This is a genomic window from Planococcus sp. 107-1 (assembly GCF_021513255.1).
Classification (GTDB): Bacteria; Bacillota; Bacilli; order Bacillales_A; family Planococcaceae; genus Planococcus.
In genome coordinates this window covers 3,405,441-3,418,168 of sequence record NZ_CP090977.1, presented here as the reverse complement: position 1 = coordinate 3,418,168, position 12,728 = coordinate 3,405,441, and the positions used below count along the sequence as shown (strand labels likewise).

Sequence of the window (12,728 nt, the reverse complement as noted above, 5' to 3'; positions counted from 1 at the left end):
CATCAGTGGTCTTTTTTTCTTTTCTGCCTATTTAAGAAAAGGATTTCAGCGTTTCTGGAGTGTTCATTGCCACTCATTGGACGATCACTCCATCTTTTTCTTAACGAATGGAGCGGAAATGAACCAAAATAAGCAGGTGAAAAGATGAACAAGCAGCAACGGATCAAGAAAAACAAAGAGTTTCAGCAAATTTTTAAAAAAGGGAAGTCTTTTGCGAATCGCCAGTTTATCGTCTATGTCTTAAAAAGTGATCAACCGGAATTTCGCTTAGGCTTATCTGTCAGCAAAAAAGTAGGAAATGCAGTTACAAGAAACCGTATTAAACGTTATATCCGGCAAACTTTCTTGGAATTGAAAGATGATTTAAAGCCGAATACCGATTATGTTATCATCGCCCGGCAACAGGCGGCCGAAATGGATTTTCACGAAAGCAAGAAGAGTTTGGAGCACGTTTTAAAAATTGCACGCGCTTTAACCAAGAAGTAGAAAGCGTTTGCGTATCGATGTTATTATAGAAGTAATCGAAAATTAGTTTGGGGGAAGAAGGTTGAATAAGCGAATAGTCATGCTTATTTCACTGATTGCAGTTGCATTGCTGCTGGCGGGTTGTACGGAATTTGATCAGCCGATCAGTGGAGATAGCGAAGGATTTTGGAATGAATTTATCGTTTGGCCCTTAGTCTCAGTTATTACGTATTTTAAAGGCTTACTGGGGACTTACGGGCTTGGAATTATTGCTGTTACGATCATTATCCGCTTAGCATTATTGCCGTTGATGGTCAAACAGACAAAAAGTTCAAAACGGATGCAGGAAGTGCAGCCGCAACTGAAAGCTTTACAAGAAAAATACAAATCCAAAGATGCAGTAACCCAACAGAAATACCAAAAAGAAATGATGGCGCTGTTCCAGGAAAAAGGCGTCAACCCAATGGCTGGATGTTTGCCGGTATTGATTCAGATGCCGATTTTAATCGGTTTTTACCACGCAATCAGCCGGATGAACAGTACACCGTCGATCGATCTCGGGACCTTCCTAATATTCCCGCTTGCTGAACCAAGCATTATCTTGGCAGTGATCGCCGGCCTTATGCAATTTGTAGTGCTTCGCACAGGTCCAGCAATGGACAATCCGCAAATGAAAATCATGATGTATTTCATGCCGATCATGATTATCGGATTTGGTATCGTATTGCCATCTGCATTAACACTTTACTGGGTAATCGGGAACATCATTTCCCTTATCCAAAACATGTTTATTTACCGTCCGTGGGAAAAGAAAGAAGTGCAGCAACCTGTTAAAACGAAAGCAGGAGGGGCTAAAAAGTGAAACAGATCACGCAAACGGGTACAACTGTTGAAAACGCGATCTCAGAAGCATTGAAAAAACTTCAAGCCACACGTGAAGAAGTAAACATCCGCATCATCCAAGAAGAGAAAAAAGGTTTTTTTGGCTTCGGAGCAAAGCCTGCAGAGGTGGAAGTTGAAGTTAAGGAAATAGAGGCTGCTCCAGTTGAAGAAGCAGTACTTGAACAGAAATCGCCAATAGCCGAACCGGAAGCAATTTTGGAGGAACTGGCAGAATTGGCGCCTGCGGCAACGAATGATCAGGCGATCCAAGAAACAAAGGATTATCTTCAAGCGATTGCCAAAGGAATGACGATTGAAGATCTGACCATCACCCATAGCCAAAAAGGCAAACAGATCCGCTTTTATTTAGAAAGCGAGAAAGTGGCCATGCTGATCGGAAAACGAGGGAACACCTTAAATTCGCTTCAGCAGCTTGCCCAGCTGGTCGCCAATAAATACTCCAACCAGTTCATGATGGTGGAATTGGATGCGGAGAACTACCGTGAACGGCGCCAGGAAACGCTTGAGCAGCTGGCAGACCGTATGGCGGATAAAGCAATCCGGACAGGAGGGCGCGTTCAATTCGAACCGATGCCTTCCTATGAACGGAAAGTCATTCACCAAGCATTATCCCGCAGAACAGATATTGATACGTATTCTGAAGGAAAAGATCCAAATCGCTATTTAGTAATTGAACCGCTGCGCTAATAAAAACGGTATGCATAAATATGCATACCGTTTTTTTACGTATTATAGCCACGAAAAAGCTCCACAAATATTATACAAAAAGATACAAACCGTTATTGCAGCTATTGGTGGGCTGTTCAAGGCTGCAAAGATCTTTGCAAATAGATCATTCCAGCTTAATCGGCCTAAGCTTTACACCTTTCAGATTGAAGCAATTTGTGCTATTGTAATATGTTAGAAAGTCATGTGCATTTACTGGTTGTCCACATGTGGACAACTTTTTTAAAGCGAGAAAATAATTTCAGTTCAAGATGAACTTGTGGATAGATTTTAAGTTAGTCCATGACAAGCTGCGACGGCCGTTCTGCTTTAGACAAACAATTTAGTTTGACTTCGCAGGGTCCGTTTCTGCTTTTCAATAGAAGGAGGCAATATCATGGAGTTCGATACAATAGCGGCGATCTCTACGCCAAGCGGAGAGGGAGCGATTGCCATCGTCCGTTTAAGCGGACCGGAAGCAATCAGCATCGCAGACAAGCTATTCCAGGCGCCAAGCGGAAAGAAATTGGCTGAACAAATTTCCCATACCATCCATTATGGACATTTAGTGGATCCGTGGACGGAAGAGACAGTAGAGGAAGTCATGCTGTCGTTTATGAAAGCGCCGAAAACATTTACACGCGAAGATGTCATTGAGATCAACTGCCACGGCGGCATTGTGTCAGTGAACCGCGTATTGGCTTTGGTTTTACGGGCTGGTGCAAGACTCGCTGAGCCGGGAGAATTTACAAAACGGGCATTCTTAAACGGCCGCATCGATTTATCTCAAGCAGAAGCCGTGATGGATTTGATCCGTGCGAAGACGGACCGGGCTATGGATGTGGCGCTTAACCAAATGGAAGGGCGTCTGTCGAAGCTGATCGGTACTTTGCGCCAAGCATTGCTTGAATCGATTGCCCAAATGGAAGTGAATATCGATTATCCGGAATATGACGACGTGGAGGAAATGACGCGTCCGATCATGCTTGAAAAGTCGATGTGGGTGCGCAGTGAAATTGACAAGCTGCTTCAGACTTCTTCTCAAGGGAAAATTCTGCGTGAAGGTTTGTCTACGGTGATTATCGGAAGGCCGAATGTCGGGAAATCTTCCCTATTAAACAGTTTGGTCCAGGAAAATAAAGCGATCGTCACTGAAATAGCGGGAACTACCCGTGATATAATAGAGGAATACGTGAATGTCCGCGGAGTGCCGCTTCGCCTCGTGGATACTGCAGGAATTCGGGAAACAGAAGATATCGTCGAACGGATTGGCGTTGAGCGCTCTCGAAAAGTTCTCAAAGAAGCGGATTTGATCCTTTATGTGTTAAATTATTCTGAGCCGCTAACAGCAGAAGATGAACTATTATTCGAAGCGGTCAAAGATATGAATTATATCGTCGTGATCAATAAAACCGATTTGCCGCAGAAAATTGACTTGGGAAAAGTCCAAGCTTTAGCCGGCAGCCGGCTTTTGGTCACCACTTCGTTAATTGAAGAAGAAGGCATTGACCAATTGGAAGAAGCAATTGCCGATTTGTTCTTTGAAGGGGAAATCGAAGCGGGGGATATGACTTACGTATCGAACGCCCGCCACATTTCGCTGCTCCATCAAGCGCATCAGACCATCTCAGACGCCATTGAAGCGGCTGAAATGGAAGTGCCGGTGGATATGATTCAGATAGACGTCACTCGAACTTGGGAAATACTTGGGGAAATCATCGGCGATACGGCAGATGACGGACTCCTCAACCAATTATTCTCGCAGTTCTGTTTAGGGAAATAAAACTCGAAGGGAATGAACGAACATGCCACAATACGAAGCAGGCACGTTCGATGTCATCGTCGTAGGAGCAGGGCATGCAGGAGCTGAAGCTGCACTTGCTTCTGCCCGCATGGGTGCAAAAACACTTGTGTTGACGATGAATCTGGATATGATCGCGTTCATGCCATGCAATCCGTCAATCGGCGGACCGGCAAAAGGCATCGTGGTACGCGAAATCGACGCACTTGGCGGGGCCATGGGACGCGTCATCGATAAAACACATATACAAATGAGAATGCTGAATACAGCTAAAGGGCCAGCTGTCCGCGCACTTCGCGCACAAGCTGATAAAGTGCTTTACCAACAGGAAATGAAGCGCCTAATGGAAGAAGAAAAGAATTTGACGCTCCATCAAGGAATTGCTGAAAAACTGTTAGTGGAAGACGGAAAAGTCCAAGGATTGATCACGCAAGTTGGCGGAATTTACCGTGCAAACTCAGTTGTCATCACTACTGGAACGTTTTTGCGCGGAGAAATTATCATTGGCGATCTTCGCTATTCAAGCGGACCGAATAACCAGCAGCCATCGATCAAATTGGCCGAAAACCTGGAAGAACTCGGTTTTGAAACTGTGCGTTTCAAAACAGGTACGCCTCCACGGATCAACAGCAATTCGATCGATTACAGCCAAACTGAAATCCAGCCAGGCGACGACGTGCCGCGGGCATTCAGCTACGAAACTACAGAATTTATCATGGACCAGCTTCCATGCTGGCTAACCTATACAAATGAAAAAACGCATCAGATCATCGATGCCAACCTTCATTTGTCCCCGATGTATTCAGGGATGATCAAAGGGACAGGCCCGCGTTACTGCCCATCCATCGAAGATAAAGTGGTGCGTTTCAATGACAAACCGCGCCATCAGATTTTCTTGGAGCCAGAAGGCCGAAATACGCGTGAAGTTTACGTACAAGGGCTTTCAACCAGTTTGCCTGAACATGTCCAAAGACAATTGCTCGAATCGATTCCAGGGCTTGAAAAAGCGGAAATGATGCGTGCCGGATACGCCATCGAATATGATGCCATCGTACCGACGCAATTATGGCCGACACTCGAGTCGAAACAAATCGAAAACCTTTACACAGCTGGCCAGATCAACGGAACTTCCGGCTACGAAGAAGCAGCCGGCCAAGGTCTTATGGCAGGCATCAATGCAGCTGCGAAAGTGCTGGGCAAAGAAGAAGTGATTTTGAGCCGTTCTGATGCTTATATCGGTGTATTGATCGATGATTTGGTGACTAAAGGAACTAACGAACCTTATCGTTTATTGACTTCACGGGCGGAATACCGCTTATTGCTGCGCCATGACAATGCAGATATGCGTTTAACGGAATTAGGGCATCAAATCGGTATGGTCTCAGATGAACGCTATGCGAAATTCCTAGCGAAAAAAGAGCGCATCGAAGAAGAAATCAAACGCTTGAGAAACGTCATGATCAAGCCGAACGAAGCAACGCAGCAAATGATCCGCGACGCTGGCGGCAGTGAGTTGAAAGACGGCATCCGTGGAGCAGATCTATTAAAACGCCCGGAAATGGACTATGACATGATTCAGCGATTGACGGCATCAGAAATAGAATTGGAAGATGAAGTGAAAGAACAAGTCGAAATCCAGGTTAAATACGAAGGATATATCGAAAAATCACTTCAGCAAGTGGCGAAGCTTAAAAAAATGGAAGATAAAAAAATACCAGAAAACATCGATTATCACTCGATTTCTGGAATTGCAACAGAAGCACGCATGAAATTATCGGAAGTGCGTCCGCTTTCTATTGCGCAAGCTTCCCGAATTTCAGGTGTAAACCCTGCTGACATTTCCATTCTTTTGGTGTATATTGAACAAGGTAGAATCGCAAAAGTATCCGTTTAAACAGGATAAACATAAATGGGCTGGCGCTGACCAGCCCATTTTTACATAGGAGAAACTAAATAGGCTTTATAGCCGCACATAACCCAAAAGGCATTGCATAAAAAAAGAGGGAGGAAGAAAAAATGAACGAACAGCAATTTAAAGAGGCCCTCAGTGAAAAAGGGATCCAGTTAACGGATACCCAATTGCAGCAGTTTCGTGTGTATTTCGAAGAACTTGTTGAGTGGAATGAAAAAATGAATTTAACGGCAATCACGGATCAGCCGGATGTCTATTTAAAGCATTTCTACGATTCGATTACGGCAGCTTTTTATTTGGACTTCAGCAAACCGCTAAAAGTTTGTGATGTAGGGGCAGGCGCTGGCTTCCCAAGCATTCCTCTGAAGATCTGCTTCCCTGAAATCAACGTGACGATTGTGGATTCACTTAACAAACGCATTCAATTCCTCACGCATTTAAGCGAAAAACTAAATCTGTCAGGTGTAGAATTTGTCCATGCGAGAGCAGAAGACTTTGGCCAATCGGCTCAACGCGAAAGCTTTGACCTTGTGACAGCACGAGCAGTAGCCCGTTTGTCGGTACTCGCAGAGTTATGCGTTCCTCTTGTTAAAAAAGGCGGGGTGTTTGCCGCGATGAAAGCAGCGTCGGCTCCGGATGAACTAAACGATGCAGAAAACGCTTTACAAAAATTAGGAGTAAAAATTGAAGATGTCCATTCCTTCAAACTGCCAGTAGAAGAAAGCGACCGCTATATTCAAGTGTTTAAAAAGTTCAAAGATACTCCGAAAAAGTATCCGAGAAAAGCAGGCATGCCAAATAAATCCCCAATCAGCTAAATCGATTCTAATGTTTCACGTGGAACATTCATCAATAAAGGTATTTTTGTAACACACAGCGAATAATGAACAAGTGAGCTTTTAAAAGGTGGTGCTTGAGGATGAAGAGTCCTTTTTCCCGTTTCTTCGGAGGTGGAGATAAAGAAGAACCGGTGAAGGCAGCAAATGAAGCGACAGAGAATGTTGTGAAATTGCCGATTGAAAAAATAAGCGCAAATAAATTTCAGCCGCGAACGGTTTTTGACCAAGAAAAGATCGAAGAACTGGCAAAAACAATTCATATACATGGAGTGATCCAACCGATTGTCGTTCGCACAACAGGCGACGACGGCCATTATGAAATCATCGCTGGAGAGCGTCGTTTCCGTGCAATGAGTTCACTCGGATGGGAAGAAGTTCCTGCCATTGTCCGCGAGTTGAGCGATAAAGAAACCGCTTCGATCGCTTTGATTGAAAATTTGCAGCGGGAAGAACTTACGGCGATTGAAGAAGCGAATGCGTATCAGAACCTTTTGGGGATACACGGCATTACACAAGAAGCATTGGCACAGCGGCTTGGCAAAGGGCAATCGACGGTAGCGAATAAGCTGCGTCTGTTGAAACTTCCGACTGAAATCCAGGAAGCCTTGCTGAACCGATTAGTGACGGAGCGGCATGCACGGGCTTTATTGAAGATAAAAGATCCTGAACTTCAGCAAAAACTATTTAATGAAATCCTTGAACTGGGGCTTAATGTTAGCCAGTTGGAAGCGAAAGTGGCAAAGCTGTTGTCCGATGAACCGAAAAAGCCGAAACAGCGGAGAAAAACGGTGAGCCGGGATGTCCGCATTGCGATGAACACGATCAAAGAATCGCTGAACATGGTGACGAAGACGGGAATCGAATTGACAACAGAAGAAGAAGACCACGACGATTATTATCAAATCACTGTAAAAATACCAAAGAAAAAAACGTAAAAAGCTCTTTCTGCTTACAGAAAGGGCTTTTTTAATAGGAATGTAATCATAAAAAGTACAAAGGTTTGCTACAATAGATAAAGAACTATCATTATTTCTAGGTTTCTAATGGTATTAAGCGTGTTACCGCAGTAAAATGGAAGAAGTATGAAAGAAAGTTGGTGCAAGTGTGGGTAGAATTATTGCGATCGCCAATCAAAAAGGCGGCGTAGGAAAAACAACCTCTTCAGTGAACTTGAGTGCCTGCCTTGCTTATTTAGGCCAAAAAGTTCTCTTAATAGATATCGATCCCCAAGGAAACGCGACAAGCGGAGTAGGGGTTAATAAAGGCGATGTCGACCAGTGCATTTATGAAGTGCTGATTGATGACGTTAACATCAAAGACACGATTATGGAGACAAAAGTTGAAAATCTTCATATTGTGCCTGCCACAATATCATTGGCAGGAGCAGAAATCGAGCTTGTATCGACGATTTCAAGAGAAGTTCGGCTGAAAAACGCTATAAATGAAGTAAAAGACCAATACGATTTCATCATCATCGATTGTCCGCCGTCATTAGGATTATTGACCATCAATTCACTTACAGCCTCTGATTCAATTATCATCCCCGTGCAATGCGAGTATTATGCGCTTGAAGGGTTAAGCCAACTGCTAAGCACAATCCGCTTAGTCCAGAAACACTTGAATCACGATCTCATGATTGAAGGCGTATTGCTTACGATGCTGGATGCACGGACGAATTTAGGGATACAAGTGATTGAAGAAGTGAAAAAATACTTCCAAGACAAAGTGTACCGGACGATCATTCCCCGTAATGTGCGTTTAAGCGAGGCACCGAGCCACGGCGAACCGATCATCATTTATGATCCGAAATCTAGAGGGGCAGAAGTCTATCTAGAATTAGCGAAGGAAGTGATTCGTAATGGCTAAAGGATTAGGCAAAGGAATCAATGCATTGTTTCCGGGCGAATCAGTCAGTGAATCCGAAAAAATCAATCAAATCAGCATCAGCCAATTACGGACGAATCCGTATCAACCCCGTAAAATTTTCGATGAAGCGGCATTGCAGGAGTTGTCTGAATCGATAAAAGAACACGGCATTTTACAGCCTATAGTGGTCCGGAAAGTCGGAAACCAGTTTGAATTAGTGGTAGGGGAAAGACGGTTCCGCGCAGCAAAACTTGCGAAAATGAAGGAAGTTCCAGCGATTGTAAAAGACTTAAACGACCAGCAAATGATGGAATTAGCTATATTAGAAAACCTTCAACGGGAAGATTTAACGCCGATTGAAGAAGCGGAAGCTTACCAAAAGTTGATGGAAGCCTTAAGTTTAACTCAAGAACAACTTGCTTTCAGGCTCGGAAAAAGCCGTCCGCATATTGCAAACCATGTCCGTTTATTGGCTTTGCCGGAACCTGTGCGCCAGATGATTTCGGACAAGAAATTAACAATGGGCCATGGCCGTACTTTGCTTGGATTGAGAGCGAAAAAGCTGATTTTAGAAACGGCTGAAAAAGTTGTGAAAGAAAATATGAATGTGCGCCAACTTGAGAATTTGGTGCAGCGACTGAATGAAGATGTTCCACGTGAAACAAATGAAAAGAAAAAGGATTTATTTATAGAAGAAAAGCAGTCCGAATTGAGAGACCGTTTCGGAACGAATGTGCAAATCAAGAAATCAAAAAACAAAGGCAAGATCGAAATCGAATTTTTCTCAGAAGAAGATTTGGAACGGATACTTGAACTTTTAAACTGACAAGCACCTATTTCCTGAAAAGGGAAATAGGTTCTGTTTTGTCGGAAGAAAAGCGGAGGCTCCCGTATAGGCTCGACAAGCTTAAGGCGCATGGCGTGGAAATCTCGATTTCCTAAGCCAGGTGACTTAAGACCTCGAAAGCCTGGGAGCTGCAGCTGGACAAGAAAAGCGGAGGCTTCCGTATAGGCTCGACAAGGAAAAAGAGGAAGCGATTGAAAATTACATAGCACCGGGAAGGGGAAGTAAAGCGATGGTTCTCTTAGGAACATTGGTTAATGCGATTTTGATCGTAGTGGGAACGCTGATTGGCAGGGCGCTTCGGAATATTCCCGAGAAGATGAAAGAAACGGTCATGTATGTGATTGGCTTGGCTGTAGTGGTATTAGGGCTGCAGATGGGGTTAGAGAGCCAAAACTTCATTGTCGTCATCATCAGTTTGGTGTTTGGTGCTGTAATCGGTGAATGGATGAATTTAGATAAGAAGCTAAATGATTTTGGACGCTGGATCGAAGTGAAACTGGGAGCTAAAGAAAGCAAAGACAGCATAGCCCAAGGATTTGTAACTGCTACGTTGATATTTGTAATTGGGGCTATGGGGATTATCGGGGCGCTTGAAAGCGGCTTGAGCAACGAACATGGCGTCTTGATATCAAAAGGTTTGATAGATGGCTTCACATCGATTATACTGGCGTCTACCCTTGGAATCGGTGTGCTGTTAGCAGCAATTCCGGTATTTGTTTACCAAGGATTAATCGCTTTATTTGCTACTCAAATCAGTTTGATCGTTCCGGAAGCGGCATTGGATATGTTCATTACGGAAATGACCGCAACCGGTGGCGTTATGATTGTTGCCATCGGATTGAATTTGATGGGGCTAACGAAAATGCGCGTGGCGAATTTATTGCCGGGTGTCATAGTGGTAGGGCTGATTGTCACGGTGATGTTTAAAATGAACTTAGGATAATTGTGTGCAAGGAAGGTGAAAGAGTGACTGACGATACAAAGGCTGCAGTAGGCGCAGTAAGTACATTCACAGAAAATGTGAAAGATATTTTGACCGATGAGGAAATGTGGGTAGGAGTCGGCTTTGTGGCCATTAAAGTGATTTTGATCATCGTTGCGGCAGTGATCGTAGTGAAACTCGCCCGTCCGTTAATCCGGAAAACTTTTTCGGTGCGGATCAAAGGGCCGCTTCATTACAATGAACGCCGCCAGCAGACGTTATCGAAATTGCTTGAAAACGTGGTCGCTTATGTTGTTTATTTTATGGCTATAATTGCGGTGTTGTCCGCTTTTACAATCGATGTCACCGGACTGATTGCCGGGGCTGGGGTACTGGGTCTCGCTATCGGTTTTGGTGCACAGAACTTAGTGCGTGATGTAATCACCGGATTTTTCATTATTTTTGAAGACCAATTTTCAGTAGGTGATTATGTCCGGGTTGGCCAAGCGGAAGGAACCGTTGAAGAAATCGGCCTTCGGACCACAAAAGTCAAAGGATTCACTGGGGAATTGTTCATCTTTCCGAACGGCAATGTAACGGATGTGGTCAATTTCTCTATCCATAACTCCATTGCCGTTGTGGATGTGAATATTTCCTATGAGTCCGATATTGCACGAGTGGAAAAGCTGATCCAGGAATTTCTTGTCGATCTTCCGGAAAGATACGAGCAGATTATCAAACCGCCTGAATTGCTCGGCGTCCAAAACATTACGACGACAGAAATCATTATGCGAATCACGGCAGAAACTTTGCCGATGCAGCATTTTGCCGTTTCCCGCGGCATCCGGAGAGATTTGAAAGAGTATCTGGATCGAAAAGGTGTGGAAATTCCGTATCCGCGGATGGTTATGGTGCAGCGTTCGCCGGAAGAATCAAATCCTTCTGTTATTGCAAAAAAATAATAAAGGAGCTCCCAACGATGGAAATGAAAGAATTTGGCTTGAATGATGTGGTAGAAATGAAAAAAGGCCATCCTTGCGGGGCCAATGCTTGGAAAATTATTCGCATGGGGGCAGATATCCGCATTAAATGTGAAGGCTGCCAACATAGCGTGATGATTCCACGAGTCGAGTTCAATAAAAAGATGAAAAAGATTTTAGTCAAAGCGGAAGTCACGGAATAAGCGGTTCACTTTGCAAAAGCTTTGAGGAATGGACAGATTCGTGTTTCATTCCTATAATGGAATGGTTGCATAAAAATAATTCGTTTTATATAGAGGAAAGGTCGTGAATCCTATGGCATTAACTGCAGGGATTGTAGGATTACCAAACGTGGGGAAATCCACATTATTTAACGCTATCACAAAAGCGGGGGCTGAAGCAGCCAACTATCCGTTTTGTACAATAGACCCGAACGTCGGGATCGTAGAAGTTCCAGATGAACGGTTAGACAAACTGACTGAATTGGTCGTACCGAAAAAAACCATTCCAACAGCATTCGAATTTACCGATATTGCCGGAATCGTTAAAGGCGCCAGCAAAGGTGAAGGACTTGGAAATAAATTCCTTTCGCATATCCGTGAAGTAGATGCCATTTGCCAAGTTGTCCGTTGCTTCGCTGACGAAAACGTGACGCACGTATCCGGAAAAGTAGATCCGATTTCAGATATCGAAGTCATCAACTTGGAATTGATCCTAGCGGATATGGAAAGCATCGAAAAGCGCATTGCGCGCGCTGCGAAACTGGTAAAGCAAAAAGACAAAGATGCTGTTGCTGAAGAGCCGGTATTGATGAAACTGCGTGAAGCATTTGAAGCAGGGCATATGGCGCGTTCAATCGACTTCACAGACGATGAATTTCAAATCGCGAAGAACTTGAACTTGTTGACATTAAAGCCGATGCTTTACGTGGCTAACGTTTCTGAAGATGAAATTGCAGATGCAGAAGATAACGAATACGTTCAAAAAGTGCGTGAATACGCAGCGGAACAAAATTCTGAAGTAATCGTCGTTTGTGCGAAAATCGAAGAAGAAATGGCCGAGCTGGAAGACGAGGAAAAAGAAATGTTCCTTGAAGAGCTGGGCATCCAAGAGTCGGGGCTTGACCAATTGATCAAAGCTTCTTATAATTTGCTTGGATTGGCTACTTACTTTACTGCTGGCGTTCAAGAAGTGCGCGCATGGACCTTTAAAAAGGGAATGAAAGCTCCGCAATGTGCGGGCATCATCCACTCTGATTTCGAACGCGGATTTATCCGTGCCGAAACAGTGGCATACGAGGATTTAGTTGAGCTGGGTTCCATGGCTTCAGCGAAAGAAGCAGGGAAAGTACGTCAAGAAGGCAAAGAGTATATCGTAAAAGACGGCGACGTTATGCTGTTCAGATTCAACGTCTAAAAGTTAATTTCGACACCAATGATGAGAATATAAGGTCGCAGCAGCGATAAAAATAATAAAAACCGGATGCCT

Annotated in this window: 13 protein-coding genes; all 13 read left to right on the top strand. The window is 44.0% G+C overall.

What is annotated here, in order from left to right:
• Positions 1 to 144 precede the first annotated feature (144 nt).
• Positions 145 to 486: a ribonuclease P protein component gene (gene rnpA, locus L0M13_RS17805; RefSeq protein ID WP_235197739.1), complete on the top strand. Its 342-nt coding sequence runs from the start codon at positions 145 to 147 to the stop codon at positions 484 to 486.
• Between the two features lie 61 nt (positions 487 to 547).
• The gene (gene yidC / locus L0M13_RS17800) at positions 548 to 1,327 is read left to right on the top strand and encodes a membrane protein insertase YidC (protein ID WP_235197738.1); all 780 of its coding nucleotides are present in this window, start codon (positions 548 to 550) and stop codon (positions 1,325 to 1,327) included.
• Positions 1,324 to 2,055 carry an RNA-binding cell elongation regulator Jag/EloR gene (jag, locus tag L0M13_RS17795; protein WP_235197737.1) on the top strand — a complete coding sequence of 244 codons (732 nt, stop codon included), beginning with the start codon at positions 1,324 to 1,326 and terminating at the stop codon, positions 2,053 to 2,055. The genes yidC and jag overlap by 4 nt, the downstream gene beginning before the upstream one ends.
• A gap of 415 nt (positions 2,056 to 2,470) precedes the next feature.
• Complete coding sequence (gene mnmE / locus L0M13_RS17790; protein WP_235197736.1) at positions 2,471 to 3,856, top strand: tRNA uridine-5-carboxymethylaminomethyl(34) synthesis GTPase MnmE; 1,386 nt, start codon at positions 2,471 to 2,473, stop codon at positions 3,854 to 3,856.
• Between the two features lie 22 nt (positions 3,857 to 3,878).
• Positions 3,879 to 5,768 carry a tRNA uridine-5-carboxymethylaminomethyl(34) synthesis enzyme MnmG gene (gene mnmG / locus L0M13_RS17785; RefSeq protein ID WP_235197735.1) on the top strand — a complete coding sequence of 630 codons (1,890 nt, stop codon included), beginning with the start codon at positions 3,879 to 3,881 and terminating at the stop codon, positions 5,766 to 5,768.
• A gap of 122 nt (positions 5,769 to 5,890) precedes the next feature.
• A complete protein-coding gene (gene rsmG, locus L0M13_RS17780) occupies positions 5,891 to 6,604 on the top strand; it encodes a 16S rRNA (guanine(527)-N(7))-methyltransferase RsmG (RefSeq protein ID WP_235197734.1) in 714 nt (237 codons plus the stop codon).
• A 101-nt stretch (positions 6,605 to 6,705) separates the two neighbouring features.
• A complete protein-coding gene (gene noc / locus L0M13_RS17775; protein WP_235197733.1) occupies positions 6,706 to 7,560 on the top strand; it encodes a nucleoid occlusion protein in 855 nt (284 codons plus the stop codon).
• 169 nt (positions 7,561 to 7,729) lie between these two features.
• Entirely contained in the window at positions 7,730 to 8,491 is a 762-nt protein-coding gene (locus L0M13_RS17770; RefSeq protein WP_235197732.1) for a ParA family protein, read from the top strand.
• Entirely contained in the window at positions 8,484 to 9,317 is an 834-nt protein-coding gene (locus L0M13_RS17765) for a ParB/RepB/Spo0J family partition protein (RefSeq protein WP_235197731.1), read from the top strand. Before L0M13_RS17770 ends, L0M13_RS17765 begins: the two co-directional genes overlap by 8 nt.
• A gap of 250 nt (positions 9,318 to 9,567) precedes the next feature.
• Positions 9,568 to 10,281, top strand: a complete 714-nt coding sequence (locus L0M13_RS17760) for a DUF554 domain-containing protein (RefSeq protein ID WP_235197730.1) — start codon at positions 9,568 to 9,570, stop codon at positions 10,279 to 10,281.
• Positions 10,282 to 10,385: 104 nt separating this feature from the next.
• Positions 10,386 to 11,222: a mechanosensitive ion channel family protein gene (locus tag L0M13_RS17755; RefSeq protein ID WP_235199346.1), complete on the top strand. Its 837-nt coding sequence runs from the start codon at positions 10,386 to 10,388 to the stop codon at positions 11,220 to 11,222.
• A 17-nt stretch (positions 11,223 to 11,239) separates the two neighbouring features.
• The gene (locus L0M13_RS17750; RefSeq protein ID WP_235197729.1) at positions 11,240 to 11,443 is read left to right on the top strand and encodes a DUF951 domain-containing protein; all 204 of its coding nucleotides are present in this window, start codon (positions 11,240 to 11,242) and stop codon (positions 11,441 to 11,443) included.
• 112 nt (positions 11,444 to 11,555) lie between these two features.
• Entirely contained in the window at positions 11,556 to 12,656 is a 1,101-nt protein-coding gene (ychF, locus tag L0M13_RS17745) for a redox-regulated ATPase YchF (protein WP_235199345.1), read from the top strand.
• Positions 12,657 to 12,728 lie beyond the last annotated feature (72 nt).